The organism is Geodermatophilus telluris (genome assembly GCF_900102745.1).
GTDB lineage: Bacteria > Actinomycetota > Actinomycetes > Mycobacteriales > Geodermatophilaceae > Geodermatophilus > Geodermatophilus telluris.
The window spans coordinates 188,626-204,936 of sequence record NZ_FMZF01000004.1 but is presented as its reverse complement, the minus strand read 5'-3'; the positions used below and the strand labels follow the sequence as shown (position 1 = coordinate 204,936).

Here is a 16,311-nt window from a genome sequence, read left to right as displayed (position 1 = left end):
GCGCTCATGCGCAGCGCTCATCGGAGGCGACATTGGACAGCACCGCCGCCGGGGGACGAGGCTGCCCGGGACCGGTCGTGTCGGGAGGGGGTCCGGTGACGACGACGGACTCCGCCGGCCTGCGGATGCACACGCCGCAGGCGCGCTGGGTCCTGCTCACCACCGTGCTGGGCTCGAGCCTGGCCATGCTCGACGCCACGGTGGTCAACGTCGCCCTGGAGCGGATCGGCACCGACCTCGGTGCCGGGTTCACCGGGCTGCAGTGGACGGTCAACGCCTACACGCTGACCCTGGCCTCGCTGATCCTGCTCGGCGGGTCGCTGAGCGACCGCCTGGGCCGGCGCCGCGTCTTCGTCGTCGGGGTGGTCTGGTTCGCCGTGGCGTCGCTGCTGTGCGGCCTCGCCCCCGACGTCGGCACGCTCGTCGGCGCCCGCGCGCTGCAGGGCGTCGGCGCGGCGCTGCTCACCCCGGGCAGCCTGGCGATCATCTCGGCGTCGTTCTCCGGGGAGGACCGGGCGGCGGCGGTGGGCGCGTGGTCGGGCCTGGGCGGGGTCGCCGGCGCGGTGGGGCCCTTCGTCGGCGGCTGGCTGGTGGAGTGGAACTGGCGGGCGGTGTTCCTGCTCAACCTGCCGCTGGCCGTCGTCATCGTGGTCGTCGCCGCCCGGCACGTGCCCGAGACGCGCGACCCCGACGCCGCGCCCCGGCTGGACTGGGCGGGCACGGTCCTGGCCGCCGCGGGCCTGGCCGCGCTGACCTACGCGCTGACGACGGCGGGCCGGCCCGGGCAGGGGGCCGTCGTGGCCGCCGGCCTGGTGGTGGGGGTGCTGGCGCTCGCGGCGTTCGTGGCCGTCCAGCGCCGGTCCGCGCACCCGCTCGTGCCGCCGGCCCTGTTCGCGAACCCCCGGTTCACCGCCGCCAACGCGGTGACCTTCCTCGTCTACGCCGCCCTCGGGGTGCTGTTCGTGCTGCTCGTCCTGCAGCTGCAGGTCGTGTCCGGTTTCAGCCCGCTCGCCGCCGGGACGGCGCTGCTGCCGGTGACCGCGCTGATGCTGCTGTTCTCCGCCCGGGTGGGCGCCCTGGCGCAGCGCACCGGGCCGCGGCCGCTGCTGACCGGCGGCCCGCTGGTCGCCGCCGCCGGGCTGCTGCTGCTGCGGCGCGTCGGGCCGGGGGCGTCCTACTGGCTCGACGTGCTGCCCGGTGCGGTGCTCTTCGGCGCCGGGCTGACGCTGCTGGTGGCGCCGCTGACCGCCACCGTGCTCGACGCCGCGGAGGCCCGCCACGCCGGCGCCGCCTCCGGGGTGAACAACGCCGTCGCCCGGGCGGCCGGGCTGCTCGCGGTCGCCGCCGTGCCCGCCGCCGCGGGGATCGGCGGCGACGACTACACCGACCCCGCGGCCTTCGCCGGCGGCTTCCGGGTCGCCCTGCTCATCTGCGTCGCCCTCCTGGTCGCCGGGGCCGCGGTGGCCGCGACGACGCTGCGCCGGCCGCTCGGCGAGGCGCCCGCACCCGCCGCTCCGGGCGAGCCGCGGCTGCGGCTGGAGGAGTGCCGGCACTGCGGCGTCAGCGGTCCGCAGCTGCACCCGTCGCGGTCCGGCGGGGGAGGGGCTGCCCGGTGAGCGCCGGCACGCAGACCGGCACGACCGGGGCGGCCGGGACGCGCTCGGGCGGCCGGGGCGGGGTGCTCGGGCGGCTGTCACCGCTGCGCCGGGCGCTGCGCACCGAGGCCGGCGGCGCCGGGCTGCTGCTGGCGGCCACCGTCCTCGCCCTGGTGTGGGCCAACTCGCCCGTGGGCGACGGCTACGCGGCCTTCTGGCACACCGAGTTCGCCGTCCGGCTCGGCGGCACCGAGCTGGCCCTGGACCTGCGGCACTGGGTCAACGACGGCCTGATGGTGTTCTTCTTCTTCGTCGTCGGGCTGGAGATCAAGCGGGAGCTGGTCATCGGCGAGCTCACCGACCGGCGCCGTGCCGCGGTGCCGGCGCTGGCCGCCGTCACCGGGCTGGTGGTCCCCGCGCTGGTCTACGTGGCCTTCACCCTCGGCGAGGACGCGGTGTCGGCCTGGGGCGTGGTCATCTCCACCGACACCGCGTTCCTGCTCGGCGTGCTCGCCCTCGTGGGGCCGGCCTGCCCGGCGCAGCTGCGGCTGTTCCTGCTCACCCTCGCCATCGCCGACGACGTCGGCGCGCTCACCGTGATCGCGCTGTTCTACACCGAGGACCTGCGGCTCACCCCGCTCGGGCTGGCCGTCCTGGGCCTGGCGCTGATGGTCGGCCTGCGGTACCTCGCCGTGTGGCGCGGACCGGCCTACCTGGTGCTCGGCCTCGGGGTGTGGGTGGCGATGCACGAGTCGGGCGTCCACCCCACCCTCGCCGGCGTCGTCATCGCGCTGTTCACCCCCGCCTACGCGGCCCGCCGGGACGAGGTCGCCGACGCCGCCCGGCTGGTGCGGGCCTACCAGCAGTCGCCCAACCCGGGGTTCGCCCGGGCGGCGCGGCTGTCGATCGACCGGTCGGTGTCGGCCGGCGAGCGCCTCCAGCAGCTGTGGCAGCCGTGGACCAGCTTCGTGATCGTGCCGGTGTTCGCCCTCGCCAACGCCGGCGTCCCGCTCACCGGCGAGGTCCTGCGCGCCGCGGCGTCCTCGCCGGTGACGCTCGGCGTGGTCGCCGGCCTGGTCCTCGGCAAGCTCGTCGGCATCCTGGCCGGCACCGGCCTGGCGGTCCGGCTCGGGCTCGGCCGGCTCGCGCCCGGGCTCACCGCGGCGCAGCTGGCCGGCGGCGCGGCGCTGTCGGGCATCGGCTTCACCATCTCCCTGTTCATCGTCGACCTCGCCTTCGACGAGGCCGACCAGCAGGTCGCCGACCAGGCGCGGGTCGGCGTCCTGGCCGCCTCGGTGCTGGCCGCGCTCCTCGGCTGGGCGCTGTTCCGCCTCGCCGACCGCCGCCGCCCCGCCGGCACCGGCCGCCCGGTGCTGCTCGACCCGCCGGTCGACCCGGCCCGCGACCACGTGCGCGGGCCGGTCGACGCGCCGCTCACCCTGGTCGAGTACGGCGACTTCGAGTGCCCGTTCTGCGGCCGGGCGACCGGCGCGGTCGAGGAGGTCCGCGAGCGGTTCGGCGACCGGCTGCGCTACGTGTTCCGGCACGTGCCGCTGACCGACGTGCACCCGCACGCCCGGCTGGCCGCCGAGGCGGCCGAGGCCGCCGCCGCCCAGGGCCGCTTCTGGGAGCTGCACGACCGGCTGTTCGCCGAGCAGGACCGGCTCGCCCCCGGCGACCTGCTCGAGCACGCCGCCGCCGTCGGTCTCGACGTCGTGCGCTTCACCCGCGACCTCGGCTCGGGCCGGTACGCGCGGCGGGTGCAGGAGGACGTGGACTCGGCCGAGGCCAGCGGGGTCGAGGGCACGCCCACCTTCTTCGTCGGCGGGCGCCGGCACACCGGGCCCTACGACGCCGACTCGCTGGCCGCCGCGCTGCTGGCCGGCGCCGGCGGGGACGGTGCGCTGCCGCCGCAGCCGCGCGCGGAGCCCACGTCCCCCGTGCTGCCGGCGCTGGGCCCGTGGCGCCCCGACCCGGGGACCGCACCCGGGGCCGTGCCCGTGGTCCCGCCGGTCCCGCTGCCGGCCGACCTGGAGGAGACACCCGACCGCGACGGCGCCTTCCCGCGCCTGCCCGACGGGCAGCTGGCCCTCCTCGAGCGGCACGGCACCCGCCGCACGTGGGCGCCGGGGGAGACGCTGTTCCGGGAGGGCGACCCCGGCTACGACCTGCAGGTCGTGCTCTCCGGCCTGGTCGCCGTGGTCGAGCACCACGGCCGGCCCGACCAGCGGGTGGTCTCGGTGCACGGCGCGCGGCGCTTCCTCGGCGAGCTGGACCTCTTCAGCGACCGACCGGTGTTCCTCACCGCCGTCGTGCTGCAGCCGGCCGAGGTGGTCACGGTCCCCGACGCGCAGGCGCGGCTGGCGTTCGCCGAGGACCGCGCGCTCAAGGAGACCGTGCTGCGCGCCTTCCTCGTCCGCCGCTCGATGCTGCTGGCGCTGGCCGCCGACGTGCGGATCGTGACCAGCGGCGCGTCACCGGAGACCGAGCGGCTGCGGCGCTCCGCCGAGGAGCGGGGCCTGCGCGCCGTCGTCGTCGACGTGGCGGCGGAGGAGGACGACGTCACCGCGCTGCTCGCCGACCTCGACGTCACCGAGGAGGACCTGCCCGTCGTCGTGTGGCGCTCCGAGCGCGTCCTGCGCCGCCCGACCCCCGCCGAGCTCACCGCGCTCGCCGACGCGCCGGACGGCGCGCCGCGCGCGCCGGCCGTCCAGGAGGGCCCGTGACCGACACCCCCGACGTCCGCGGGCGGCCCGGCCGCCCGGCCCGCCCGGTGCTGCTCACCGTGGACGACGACCCCAACGTCTCGCGGGCCGTGGCCCGCGACCTGCGCCGCCGCTACGGGGAGGACCACCGGGTGGTCCGGGCGTCCTCGGGCGAGGAGGGGCTGGCCGCGCTGCGCGAGCTGACGCTGCGCGGCGAGCCGGTCGCGGTGCTGCTGGCCGACTACCGGATGCCGCAGATGAACGGCATCGAGTTCCTCGAGCAGGCCATGGACCTGGTGCCCCGCGCCCGGCGCGCGCTGCTCACCGCCTACGCCGACACCGACGCCGCGATCCAGGCCATCAACCTCGTCGACGTCGACCACTACCTGCTCAAGCCCTGGGACCCGCCCGAGGAGAAGCTCTACCCGGTCGTCGACGCCATGGTCGAGACCTGGCGGGCCAGCCCGGACACCGCCGTCCCGGACGTGCGCCTGGTGGGCCACCGGTGGTCGGCGCCCTCGTTCGCCGCCCGCGACTTCCTCGCCCGCAACGCCGTGCCCTACCGCTGGTTCAGCGTCGACGAGCCCGAGGGGCAGCGGTTGCTCGCCGCGGCCGGCGCCGGGCCGGACGACGTGCCCGTGGTCCTCCCGCCCGACGGGCGGCCGGTGCTCGCCCCCACCGAGGCGCAGCTGGCCGCCGCCGTCGGGCTCACCGTCGAGCCCAGCACCGACTTCTACGACCTCGTCGTGGTCGGCGGCGGCCCGGCGGGCCTCGGCGCGGCGGTGTACGGCGCCTCCGAGGGACTGCGCACCGTGCTCGTCGAGCGGCAGGCCACCGGCGGGCAGGCCGGGCAGAGCAGCCGGATCGAGAACTACCTCGGCTTCCCCGACGGCGTCTCCGGCGGCCAGCTCGCCGACCGGGCCCGCCGCCAGGCCGGCCGGTTCGGCGCCGAGGTGCTCACCACCCGCGACGTGGCCGCGCTGGAGGTCCGCGGCCCGGCGCGGGTGGTGCACTTCGCCGACGGTGGCAGCCTCGCCGCGCACGCGGTGGTGCTGGCCACCGGCGTCTCCTACCGGCAGCTCGACGCCGAGGGCGCCGGCCCGCTCACCGGCCGCGGCGTCTACTACGGCTCGGCGCTCACCGAGGCGGCCGCCTGCGCCGGGCAGCACGTGTACATCGTGGGCGGCGCCAACTCCGCGGGGCAGTCGGCCGTCTTCTTCGCCCGGCACGCCAGCTGTGTGACCCTGCTGGTGCGCGGGCCGTCGCTGGAGGCGTCGATGTCGCACTACCTGGTCGAGCAGCTCGCCCGGCTGCCCAACGTCGTCGTCCGCACCGGGACCACGGTGGTGGCCGCGCGCGGCACCGAGCACCTCGAGGAGCTGGAGCTGCGCGACCGCACCGGCCGGGTGGACACGGTCGCGGCGAACCACCTGTTCGTCTTCATCGGCGCCGCGCCGCGCACCGAGTGGCTCGACGGCGTGCTCGCCCGCGACGAGCGCGGCTTCGTGACCACCGGACCGGACCTGCTCGTCGACGGGCAGCGGCCCGCCGGCTGGCCGGTGCAGCGCGACCCCTACTTCCTGGAGTCCAGCGTCCCCGGGGTGTTCGTCGCCGGCGACGTGCGCGCCCAGTCGGTCAAGCGGGTGGCCTCGGCCGTCGGCGAGGGCGCCATGGCCGTCACCCTCGTGCACCGGTACCTGGAGGAGCGGTGAGCGCCCCGCTGCCGGCCGCGCCGTCTCCAACCCGGCTGGCGCCCGCGCGGCTGCGGGAGCTGTTCCTCTTCGCCGACCTCGACGACGCGCAGCTGGACTGGGTGGCGGGGGCCGGGCGGGTGGAGTCCTTCCCCGCGGGCAGCGACGTGTCGGTGGAGGGGGAGCCGGCCGAGTGCTTCCACGTGCTGCTGTCGGGGACGCTGCGCATGGTGCGGCGGGTCGGCCCCGACGAGGTGGAGACCGTGCGCTCGGACACCCCCGGCGTCTACAGCGGGGCGGTGCAGTTCTACCTGGGCGACCAGGTCGAGCAGGTGTACCCGGCCACGGTCCGGGCGGTCACCGACTGCACGTTCCTGGCGCTGCCCGCCGCCGAGTTCGCCGCGGTGTTCCGCCGCTGGTACCCGATGGCCGTCCACCTGCTCCAGGGGCTGTTCCTGGGCAGCCGCAACTCCGAGGAGCTGGTCGGCCAGCGGGAGCGGCTGCTGGCCCTGGGCAAGCTGACCGCCGGGCTGACCCACGAGCTGAACAACCCGGCGGCCGCGGCGTCCCGGGCCACCGCCGCGTTGGGCGAGCGGGTGGCCGGGATGCGGCACAAGCTGGCCCTGCTGTCCGGGGGGCGGGTCGACGGCGAGCAGCTGCGCCGGCTGACCGACCTGCAGGAGGAGTTCGTCGGCCGGATCGGCACCACCGGGGAGCTCGACGCGCTGGAGCGCGCCGACCGGGAGGACGAGCTCGGCGACTGGCTCGACGACCGCGGCATCGAGCGGCCGTGGGAGCTGGCGGCGGTGTTCGTGCCGGCCGGGCTGGACACCGGCTGCCTGGAGGAGGTCGCCGCGGCCGTCACGGAGGACTTCCTCGAGCCGGCGCTGCGCTGGCTGGCCTACACCGTGGAGACCGAGACGCTGCTGCGCGAGGTCGCCGAGAGCACCCGGCGCATCTCCCACCTGGTCGGCGCCGCCAAGCAGTACTCCCAGCTCGACCGCACCCCGCACCAGCCCGCCGACCTGCACGAGGGGCTCGACGCCACCCTCGTCGTCCTGGGGGCGAAGATCGGCCCGGGGGTCCGGGTGGTCAAGGACTACGACCGGGACCTGCCGCGGGTGCCGGCCTACGCCGCCGAGCTCAACCAGGTGTGGACCAACCTCATCGACAACGCGCTCGCGGCGATGGAGGGGCACGGCACGCTGACCCTGCGCACCGCGGTCGACGGCGACTCGGCGCTGGTCGAGGTGGCCGACACCGGCCCGGGCATCCCGGAGGAGCTGCGGCGACGGGTGTTCGAGCCGTTCTTCACCACCAAGCCGGTGGGGCAGGGGACCGGCCTCGGCCTCGACGTCGCCTGGCGCGTGGTGACCGTCCGGCACGGCGGGGTGATCACGGTCCGCTCGCAGCCGGGCGACACCCGCTTCCAGGTGCGGCTGCCGCTGGACGGCAGGGACGGGTGAGCGCCCGGTCAGGCCGCGCCCGGTCCGGCCGCGGACGCCGCGGCGGCCGCCGCGCAGCTGCGCACGAAGTCCTGCACCCGCCCGCGGCCGTCGCCCTCCCGCCAGACGACGGCCAGGTGGGCCGGCGCCAGGCCCCGCACCGGTCGGACGACGAACTCCGGGCGGCGGTAGATCTCGGCGTTGCCGCCGCTGATCAGGGCCACCCCCAGGCCGCGGCCGAGCGCCTCGACCACCTCCTCGGGGCCGTGCACCACCGCGGCGACCCGCGCGGGCCGGCCCCCGCGCGCGTCCTCGCCGAGCCAGAACGACCGCAGCGGCCCGGCCGACTCGGGGAGGGCGAGGAACGGCTCGTCGAGCAGGTCCTCGACGCTCACCTCGGTGCGCGCGGTGAGGCGGTGGTCGACCGGGAGGGCCACCATCCGCGGCTCGGTGAACAGCACCCGGTGCCGCACACCCGCGTCGGGCGGCAGCGGCAGCCAGCAGAACGCGAGGTCGGCGTCGCCGTCGGCCAGGCCCGCCGTGGCGTCGCCGAAGCCGGCCTGGCGCAGCTCCACCCGCACGTCGGGGTGGCGCTCCTGGAAGGCGCGGGTGGCCACCGGCAGCAGTCCCCGCCCCACGCTGATCGTCAGGCCCACGACCAGGACGCGCGCCCGCGCGGTCACGGCCGCGGCGACGGCGGCCTGCGCCTCGTCCCAGGCGGCGACGACGCGCCGCGCGTGGTCCTGCAGCAGCCGGCCGGCCGGGGTCAGCGCGACCCCGCTCGGGCCGCGCACGAACAGCGGCGTCCGCAGGTGCTGCTCCAGTGCCCGGATCTGCCGGCTCAGCGCCGGCTGGGAGACGAACAGGCGCTGCGCGGCACGCGTGACGTGCCGCTCGTCGGCGACGGCGAGGAAGGAGCGGAGGTCGCGCACGTGCACGTCCATGCGCCATGGCTACCACCGCGGGCGCGCGGTGGGCAGGGCCGGGTCCGCGGCGCCGGCCGGGGGCGACGGTGAACGGCTGGGTGCTCGCGAGCCTGGCGTGGGCGCTGCTCGCGCTGCTCGCCGGCGTCGTCATCGGCCGGGTGGTCCGGTTCGCCGACGCCCGCGAGGAGCCGGACGGGGACGACGGGGAGGACCCCGGGCGCCCCGCCCGCGCCGCGGGCCGGCGTCCCCGCCGGGGTCCGCCCGCCGTCCACGGCCCGGTCGACCGGGGCCGCCCCGGCTGACGGCTCACCGCCAGGCGTCGGCGTGCTCCTCGGCGAACGCGCGCAGGGTCGTGGGGGACCGGCCGAGCAGCCGTCCCAGGTCACCGGTGGTCCGGTCGGCCAGCCCCAGCCGGGTGACCGTGTAGAGGGCGGTCATGACGGCGGCCAGCCCGCCCGGGGTGCCGCTGCGCCGCGCGTGCCGGAGGAAGGCCAGGGCGCCGGGGTGCCGGTAGACCACCGGCCGGCCCAGCACGGCCGACAGCGTCGCCGCCACCTCCGACCACGTGGGGGCCTCGGACCCGGTCAGCTCGTAGGCGCGGCGCTCGTGGCCGGGCCGGGTGAGTGCGTGCACCGCGACCTCGGCGAGGTCGCCGACGTCGACGACGGCGGTGCGCCCCTCGCCGGCCGGCACGGTGATCTCGGAGCGGTCGCGGATCTCGGCCCGGTGCACGGTGAGCAGGTTGGACAGGAAGTAGGCGGGCCGCAGGTGCGTCCAGGCCAGGCCGGTCGCCTCCACCCGCCGCTCGAGTGCCCGGTGGGGGAGCAGCGGGTTGCGGCCGGCCGCCTGCACCGACAGCACGACGACGTGCTCCGCCCCGGCGGCGACGACGGCGTCGAGGAACGGCTGCAGCCGGGAGACCCGGGCCACGTCGGGCGGGCGCAGCAGGAACAGCCGCCGGACGCCGGCGAGGGCCGCGGGCCAGGTGACGGCGTCCTCCAGGTCCAGGCGGGTCACCGGCACGCCGGTGGGCAGCAGCGCGGCCGCCCGGTGCGGGTCCCGGGCACCGGCGCGCAGGTCGGCACCCGCCGCGACCAGCCGGCGCACCACCTCGCTGCCGACCGTGCCGGTGGCGCCGGCGACGAGGACGGTCACCGGCCCGCCGCCACGACGAACGGGGCCGCGTGCAGCCACTCCCGACTCTCGGCGAGGTCGACCATCGCCAGGGCGACGTCGGCCCTCGCCAGCGGCGCCGCGCGCAGTCCCGGTGCCGCGTCGGTGAGCCGGTAGCGCCCCGTGCCGGGACGGTCGGTGAGCCGGGGCGGGCGCACCTGCGTCCAGTCCATCGGGGAGGCGGCGAGGACGGCGTGCTCGCCCTCCCTGTCCTCCACCAGGTCGCGCGCCAGCCGGTGGGTGAGCCCGGAGACGACGCGGGCGCCCGGGCCCTTGCGGTCGCCGGGCAGGTCCGCGCCCGCGCCGGAGACGCCGACGAACCGGCGCACCCCGGCGGCGGTCGTCGCGGAGACCAGCAGCGGCAGCGCCGTCCGCCCGACGTCACCGCCCGAGCGGCGGGTCACGCCCACGCACCACAGCACGGCGTCCGCGCCCGCCACGGCCCGCGCCAGCAGCCCGGCGTCGCGGACGTCGCCGGTGAGCTCCTCCACCGTCCCGTCGCCGGCCGGGGTGCGGGCCACCGCGAGCACCGCGTGCCCGCGCTCGTGGGCCAGCCGCACCGCCGCGCGGCCCACCCCGCCGGCCGCCCCGCACACCACCACGCGCATCGACCACTCCTCTCGACCCGTCAGGTTCCCTGACACGAGGATGTCAGGTAACCTGACGCCGTGTCGACCGGGGAGCCACCTCTGGCCGCCCTCCTGCTGGTCGCCAGCCGCCGGCTCGACGCGGCGCTGCGCGCGGAGCTCGCCGCCCGCGGGTGGCCGCGGCTGTCGGGGGCGCAGTCCCTGGTCTTCGCCTTCCTCGACCCCGACGGCACGCCACCGGCCGAGCTGGCCCGCCGGCTGGGCAGTTCCCGCCAGGCCACCCAGGACCTCGTCGCCGGGCTGGTCCGCACGGGGCTGCTCGAGGTGGCCGAGGACCCGGCGCGGCGCGGGGGCCGGTTGGTGCGCCTCACCGCCTCCGGACGCGCCCTCGCCGCCGACGCCGGCGCCGTCCTGGCCGGCCTGGAGGCCGCGCTGGGAGAGCGGGCGGCGGCCCTGCGCCGGCTGCTGGCCGCGCCGCTCGACCTGCCGGCCGCTCCGCCGGGCGTGCCCCGCGACGCCGCCGGCTGAGCGCGGCCTCAGGCCAGCGACCGGCGCAGCACCGCCACCGAGGCCGCGGCGCCGGAGTCGCTCATCACCACGCCCGCGTGGTCGTGCCCGGGCAGCGGCTCGGCCGCCAGCAGGCCCCCGGAGGCGGCCACCGCCCCGGCGACCTCCCCGGCGGTGTAGGCCGGGAGCGAGCCGGCGCCGGTGCTCCACTCCGCGTGCAGCAGCCGCGCCGGCACCGACAGCCGGGCCAGCGCGTCGGCGGCGGTCCCGGTGAGGAACGTGTCGGCGGCGTCGTCCACCAGCGCCCGGCCGTCCAGCCGCACCCGCCCGCCGTCGCGGCCGCGCTCGAGGTCGTGCGCCAGGCAGGTGGCCAGGTGCGGGTCGGCCGGGTCGAGCAGCGGCGCGGTCTGCCCGACGACGAACGCGGTGTAGGCGGCCAGGTCCGGCCAGTCGGTGTCGAGCCGGGCGGTCCGGTCGGCGAAGGCCGCCGCCAGCTGCTCCCGGCTGGTCGGCCGCCGGGCCATCGGCAGCCCGCCGTCGAGCAGCGTCAGGCTGCGCACCCGCCCGGGTGCGGCGGCCGCCAGCTGCACCGCGACGAAGCCCCCCAGCGACATGCCGACGACGTCCACCGGCTCGTGCAGCCCGAGCGCGTCGAGGACGGCGACCTGGTCGGCGACGTGCCCGGCCAGCGTCGAGGTGTCCGGCCGCGGCGTGGACAGCCCGCGGCCGCTGAGGTCGGCGGCGACCAGGTCGAGGTCGGGCGCCGCGGCGAGCACCCAGGTCCACAGCCGGGAGGTGCTGCTCAGGCCGTGGACGGCGAGCACCGGCCGGGTCGTGCCGGGCCGGCGCCAGGCGTGCACGACGCGGCCGCCGGGCCGGTCGACCGTGACGTGCTCCGCGAACCCCCCGGCGCTCACGACGGGAAGACCTTGCCGGGGTTGAGGATGCCGTGCGGGTCGAGGGCGGCCTTGACCGCGCGCTGCATGGCCACCACCTCGGGGGACAGCTCGAGGGCCAGGCCGTCGCGCTTGAGCAGGCCGACGCCGTGCTCGCCGGTGACCGTCCCGCCCAGCGCCACGGCGTCGCGCATGATCTCGCCGAAGGCGACCTGCGCCCGGGCCCGCGCGTCGGCGTCGCCGGGCGGGGTGATCAGCAGCGGGTGCAGGTTGCCGTCACCGGCGTGCGCGATGTTGGCGATGAGCACGTCGTTGCGGACGGCGGCGGCCTCGATGCGGGCCAGCATCTCCGGGACGGCGGCCTTGGGCACGCAGACGTCCTCGGTCAGCAGCGGGCCGAGCCGCTCCAGCGCCGGGTAGGCCAGCCGCCGGGCGGCGAACAGCGCCTCGGCCTCGGCCGGGTCGGTGGACGCCGCGGCCCAGGTGGCACCCCCGAGCTCGAAGCTGCGCAGCAGCGCGTCGGCCTCGGCGTCCCCGGCCGGCCCCGGGGCGTCGGTGCGGCCGAGCAGCACCACGGCGGCGTCGACCGACAGCCCCATGTTCTTCCACTCGTCGACCGCGGCCAGGCAGTGCCGGTCGACCAGCTCCAGCGCCGACGGGGTCACCCCGGCCGCGCCGACGGCCTCCACCGCGCGGCCGGCGTCGACCACGGAGTCGAAGTAGCCGACGACGGTGCGCTCGGGGGCCCGCGCCGGCCGCAGCCGCACGGTGACCTCGGTGACCACGCCCAGCGTGCCCTCCGAGCCCACCACCAGCCCGACCATGTCGTAGCCCACGACGCCCTTGGCGGTGCGCCGCCCGAGCCGCACGACCTCGCCGAGGCCGTTGACCACCTCGAGCTCGAGGACGTAGTCGCGGGTGACGCCGTACTTCACGCAGCACACGCCGCCGGCGTTGGTGGCCACGTTGCCGCCGATCGTCGACCACGGCGAGCTCGCCGGGTCCGGCGGGTACCACAGGCCCTGCTCGGCGCAGGCGGCGCGCAGGTCGTCGTTGACCACGCCGGGCTGCACCACGGCGTAGCGCTCCACGGGGTCGATCGCCACGACCTCGCGCAGGTGCTCGGTGGAGAGCACCACGCACCCGTCGACGGCGTTCGCGCCGCCGGACAGGCCGGTGCCCGCGCCGCGTGGCACCACCGGCGTCCGGTGCGCCAGGCAGGCGCGCACGACGGCCTGCACCTCGGCGGTGGACCGCGGGCGGACGACGGCCGCGGGCGTCCCGTGCGGCGCCCACTCGGCCTCGTCGTGCACGAAGGAGCCGACGACGTCGCCGTCGGTCAGGACGCGGTCGGCGGGCAGGGCGTCGAGCAGCGCCGTCACGACGGCCGACGTCCTCTCGGGAGCCTGTGTCACACCGCACAGTGAAGCGCCGCAGCCCGGCCGGTGCCCATGGAGGAGGTGTCCACACCGGAGCCGGGGAGCAGGTGCCGTCCTCCACCGGCTGACCCACGATGGCGGGGTGGCCGACGCCGAGACCCCCGAGACCGGCTGGCTGCGGCTGCTGGTGGACGACGCCCCCCGCGCCGCGCTCGACGCGCACCGCCTGGCGCTCGCCGGGACGGTGCCCGCGGCCGGACGCGGCCCCCTGGAGCGGGACGCCGCGCTGGCGGCCGTGCTGCACCAGCGGCTGGCCGAGCAGCGCCGGCACGCCCGCGAGCTGCGGGTGCTCAACGACCTCGCCCGGCGGCTGGCCTCGCTGCGGGACACCGCCGACCTGCTGCACGAGGTGGCAGCCCAGTCGCGCCAGCTGCTCGGCGTCGACCTCGCCTACATCATGCTGCGCGAGGGCGGCAGCCCGACGCTGCGCATCGAGGTCGTCGACGGCTCGATGGGCTCGGCGCTGCGGGGCGTCGAGCTGCACGAGGGGCAGGGCCTGGGCGGGGAGGTGCTGCGCACCGGGCGGCCGCGGTGGAGCGAGTCCTACCTCGAGGACACCGACCTCGGGCACGTCGGCCCGGTCGACGGCGCCGCGGTGAGCGAGCAGCTCGGCGGCATCCTCGGCGTGCCGCTGCAGGTGGGGGAGGACACCCTCGGCGTCCTGCTCGCCGCCGACCGGCGCCCGCGGCGGTTCGGGCCCTCCGACGTCGAGCTGCTCGCCGGCCTGGCCGCGCACGCCGCCGCCGCGCTGCGCAACGCCCAGCTCTTCGACGAGCAGCGCCGCGCCCGGGAGGAGCTGCAGGAGGCCAACGCGACGCTGCGCCGGGCCGTCGCCTCGCGGGCCCGCGAGGCCGAGCTGCGCGAGGACCTCGGCCGGCTGGTCGTGCGGGGCGCCGGGCTGCGCGAGGTCGGCGAGCGCATCGCCCGTGCCGTGGGCCGCCCGGTGCACGTCCTCGGCGCGGACGGCCGCCCGCTGGACCCGGTGCTGCCCGAGGCGCCCCCCGAGCTGGCCGCGGCGGCCGCGGAGCTCGCCGGCGACCCCGACGGCGACCGGCCCGGCAGCCGGCCGGCGGGCGCCGGCTGGGTCACCCTGGCGCCCGTCGTGCTGCGCGACGGGCCCGCCGGCTGCCTGGGCACCGCCGGCCCCCGCCCGCCCGACGACGAGGACGCGCAGCTGCTGCGCACGGGCGCGGTCTCGGTGGCGCTCGTGGTCACCCAGCAGCGGCTGCTCGCCGAGGCCGAGCTGCGGGCGCGCGGCGAGCTGGTGCACGCCCTGTTCACCGCCGACGTCGACGAGGCGGCCCTGCGGCGGTCGGCCACGGCGGCGCGCCTCGACGTCGGCGCGGTCACCGCGGTGCTGGTGCTGGTCCCCGGGGACGACGACGTGCGGACGCCGCGGTCGCTGGCCGCCCGCGTCACCGCCGCGGTCGGGGGGTGGACCGCCGAGCACGAGGGCGAGGTCGTCGTCCTGGTGGCCGCGGCCCCGGCGCCGGAGGTGCGCGACCGGCTGCGCGAGCTGCCCGCGGGCACGCTGCCGGCCGCGGTCGGGGTGGCGCCGTGCGCGGGCGGGGTGGCCGCCGTCCGCTCGGCGCACCGGGCCGCCCGCCAGACCGCCCGGCTGCTGGTGGCGCTCGGCCGGTCCACCGCGGTGGCCTCGGCGGAGGAGGTCGGGGTCTACCGCGGGCTGTTCAGCCACGCCGGCCGCGGCGACGTCCGGGCCTTCGTCGGCGCCACGCTCGGGCCGCTGCTGCGCCACGACGAGCAGCGCGGCCGCGACCTGACGCGGACGGTGCAGGTCTACCTGGCGCAGGCCCAGCACCACGCCCGCACCTGCGCGGTGCTGCACGTGCACGCCAACACGCTCTACCAGCGGCTGGACCGGGTGACCGAGCTGCTCGGCGCGGGCTGGCGCGACCCCGACCGGGTGCTCGACCTGCAGCTGGCCCTCCGGCTCAACGAGCTGCTGGGCGCGCTGCCTCCCGACTGACCCGGGCGGCCCCGTCGTCCTCCCCGGCCCGGGAGCGGGACAGCAGCAGGATGGCGGCCGCCGACAGCAGCATGGCCACGCCCACCAGCCACAGCGCCGGCCGGATGCTGCCGGTGGCGTCGGAGACCCAGCCGGTGATGTAGGGCGCGGCGAAGCCCGCGGTGTTGCCCAGCGAGTTGATCAGCGCGATGCCCGCGGCGGCGCCGGCACCGGTGAGCAGCAGCGGCGGGAAGTGCCAGAAGACCGGCAGCGCGCAGCAGATGCCGACCGCGGTCAGCGTGATCACGGCCATGACGGTGAACGGCGAGTCGAGGTAGAGCGCCACCGGGATGGTCACCCCGCCCAGGGCCGCCGGCAGCGCCAGGTGCCAGCGGCGCTCACCGGTCCGGTCGGAGTGCCGGCTCCACAGCACCATCGTCACGGCGCCGGCCAGGAACGGGACGGCCACGATCGCCCCGGTCTCGAAGATCGAGTAGCTGGCGTCGAAGCGCTCCGCGAACCCGGCCACCACGGTGGGCAGGAAGAACGACACCGCGTAGAGCCCGTAGACGACGCCGAAGTACACGAAGCCGAGCGCCACCACCCGCGGGCTGCCCATCGCCCGCCACGGGGAGGCCTCGCGGTGCCCGGTCCCGCCCTCGGCGGCGATGGTCCGGTCCAGCCAGCCGCGCTCCCCGGGGGTCAGCCAGCGGGCGTCGGCGGGGCGGTCGGTCAGGTAGAACCAGCACGCCACCCCGAGCAGCACCGCGGGCAGGCCCTCGACGAGGAACATCACCCGCCAGCCCTCCAGGCCGAACAGCCCGTCGGCGTACTGGATCACCGCGCCCGACAGCGGCGCGCCGAGCGCCGAGGACAGCGGGACGGCGACCAGGAAGGCGCCGATCAGCTGCACCCGCTGCGCGCGCGGCAGCCACCAGGTCAGGTAGAGCAGGACGCCGGGGAAGAAGCCGGCCTCGGCGATGCCGAGCAGCACCCGCAGCGTGTAGAGCCAGCCGGCCGACGGCACGAAGGCCATCGCGCTGGCCACGATGCCCCAGCTCACCATGATCCGGGCGATCCACCGGCGGGCGCCGAAGCGGTGCAGCGCCAGGTTGCTCGGCACCTCGAAGAACAGGTAGCCGATGAAGAACAGCCCCGAGGCCAGGCCGAACATCGTCTCGGTGAGCCCGAGGTCCTCGCTCATCGTGAGCTTGGCGAAGCCGATGTTGGTGCGGTCGAGGTAGTTGACGAAGTACAGCAGCCCGAGGAAGGGGACGAGCCGCCACGCGACCTTGCGCAGCGCGCTCCTCCCGACCGGGTCGGCAACGGGGTGGGCCACGGCTCCTCCTGACGACGACGTCGGTGTGCGGTGGGCCGACGT

At 77.6% G+C, this 16,311-nt stretch carries 13 protein-coding genes; 7 read left to right on the top strand and 6 right to left on the bottom strand.

The features are described 5' to 3' along the window. Positions 1 to 95 precede the first annotated feature (95 nt). The 4 genes from BLQ97_RS14330 to BLQ97_RS14315 are packed head-to-tail and all read left to right on the top strand — an operon-like array spanning position 96 to position 7,457. Positions 96 to 1,616, top strand: coding sequence for an MFS transporter (locus BLQ97_RS14330; protein ID WP_245692183.1), 1,521 nt, complete (start codon positions 96 to 98; stop codon positions 1,614 to 1,616). Beyond that, positions 1,613 to 4,321, top strand: coding sequence for a Na+/H+ antiporter NhaA (gene nhaA / locus BLQ97_RS14325; protein ID WP_091366681.1), 2,709 nt, complete (start codon positions 1,613 to 1,615; stop codon positions 4,319 to 4,321). Before BLQ97_RS14330 ends, nhaA begins: the two co-directional genes overlap by 4 nt. After that, a complete protein-coding gene (locus BLQ97_RS14320) occupies positions 4,318 to 6,012 on the top strand; it encodes an FAD-dependent oxidoreductase (protein ID WP_091366680.1) in 1,695 nt (564 codons plus the stop codon). The genes nhaA and BLQ97_RS14320 overlap by 4 nt, the downstream gene beginning before the upstream one ends. Continuing rightward, positions 6,009 to 7,457 (top strand): ATP-binding protein, encoded by a 1,449-nt coding sequence (locus tag BLQ97_RS14315; protein WP_245692181.1) that lies wholly within the window; start codon positions 6,009 to 6,011, stop codon positions 7,455 to 7,457. The genes BLQ97_RS14320 and BLQ97_RS14315 overlap by 4 nt, the downstream gene beginning before the upstream one ends. 8 nt (positions 7,458 to 7,465) lie before the next feature. Here BLQ97_RS14315 and BLQ97_RS14310 read toward each other — a convergent pair whose 3' ends face one another. Next, the gene (locus BLQ97_RS14310; protein WP_091366679.1) at positions 7,466 to 8,380 is read right to left on the bottom strand and encodes a LysR family transcriptional regulator; all 915 of its coding nucleotides are present in this window, start codon (positions 8,378 to 8,380) and stop codon (positions 7,466 to 7,468) included. 68 nt (positions 8,381 to 8,448) lie between these two features. Here BLQ97_RS14310 and BLQ97_RS14305 point away from each other — a divergent pair, with 68 nt between their 5' ends. Beyond that, on the top strand, positions 8,449 to 8,664 hold the full coding sequence (locus BLQ97_RS14305) for a hypothetical protein (protein ID WP_091366678.1): 216 nt from the start codon (positions 8,449 to 8,451) through the stop codon (positions 8,662 to 8,664). Positions 8,665 to 8,668: 4 nt separating this feature from the next. Here the strand turns inward: BLQ97_RS14305 and BLQ97_RS14300 are convergent, their stop codons facing one another. Both BLQ97_RS14300 and BLQ97_RS14295 read right to left on the bottom strand, forming a co-directional pair. Further along, positions 8,669 to 9,517: an SDR family oxidoreductase gene (locus BLQ97_RS14300; RefSeq protein WP_175471744.1), complete on the bottom strand. Its 849-nt coding sequence runs from the start codon at positions 9,515 to 9,517 to the stop codon at positions 8,669 to 8,671. Then, positions 9,514 to 10,143 (bottom strand): NAD(P)-dependent oxidoreductase, encoded by a 630-nt coding sequence (locus BLQ97_RS14295; protein WP_091366676.1) that lies wholly within the window; start codon positions 10,141 to 10,143, stop codon positions 9,514 to 9,516. The genes BLQ97_RS14300 and BLQ97_RS14295 overlap by 4 nt, the downstream gene beginning before the upstream one ends. A 60-nt stretch (positions 10,144 to 10,203) precedes the next feature. Between BLQ97_RS14295 and BLQ97_RS14290 the strand changes: the two genes are divergently transcribed. Further along, the gene (locus BLQ97_RS14290; RefSeq protein ID WP_091366675.1) at positions 10,204 to 10,650 is read left to right on the top strand and encodes a MarR family winged helix-turn-helix transcriptional regulator; all 447 of its coding nucleotides are present in this window, start codon (positions 10,204 to 10,206) and stop codon (positions 10,648 to 10,650) included. 8 nt (positions 10,651 to 10,658) lie between these two features. Here BLQ97_RS14290 and BLQ97_RS14285 read toward each other — a convergent pair whose 3' ends face one another. Both BLQ97_RS14285 and BLQ97_RS14280 read right to left on the bottom strand, forming a co-directional pair. Then, a complete protein-coding gene (locus BLQ97_RS14285) occupies positions 10,659 to 11,546 on the bottom strand; it encodes an alpha/beta fold hydrolase (protein ID WP_217637201.1) in 888 nt (295 codons plus the stop codon). Further along, the gene (locus BLQ97_RS14280) at positions 11,543 to 12,940 is read right to left on the bottom strand and encodes an FAD-binding oxidoreductase (RefSeq protein WP_091366674.1); all 1,398 of its coding nucleotides are present in this window, start codon (positions 12,938 to 12,940) and stop codon (positions 11,543 to 11,545) included. The genes BLQ97_RS14285 and BLQ97_RS14280 overlap by 4 nt, the downstream gene beginning before the upstream one ends. Positions 12,941 to 13,046: 106 nt before the next feature. Between BLQ97_RS14280 and BLQ97_RS14275 the strand changes: the two genes are divergently transcribed. After that, entirely contained in the window at positions 13,047 to 14,951 is a 1,905-nt protein-coding gene (locus BLQ97_RS14275) for a helix-turn-helix domain-containing protein (RefSeq protein WP_091366673.1), read from the top strand. Here BLQ97_RS14275 and BLQ97_RS14270 read toward each other — a convergent pair. Continuing rightward, positions 14,917 to 16,269 (bottom strand): MFS transporter, encoded by a 1,353-nt coding sequence (locus BLQ97_RS14270; protein ID WP_091366672.1) that lies wholly within the window; start codon positions 16,267 to 16,269, stop codon positions 14,917 to 14,919. The genes BLQ97_RS14275 and BLQ97_RS14270 overlap by 35 nt on opposite strands. Positions 16,270 to 16,311 lie beyond the last annotated feature (42 nt).

What these genes read in the sequence shown, in the direction of transcription:
- BLQ97_RS14295 (WP_091366676.1), bottom strand. Translation starts at nt 10,143, where the DNA reads ATGCGCGTGGTGGTGTGCGGGGCGGCCGGCGGGGTGGGCCGCGCGGCG.
- BLQ97_RS14310 (WP_091366679.1), bottom strand. Translation starts at nt 8,380, where the DNA reads ATGGACGTGCACGTGCGCGACCTCCGCTCCTTCCTCGCCGTCGCCGAC.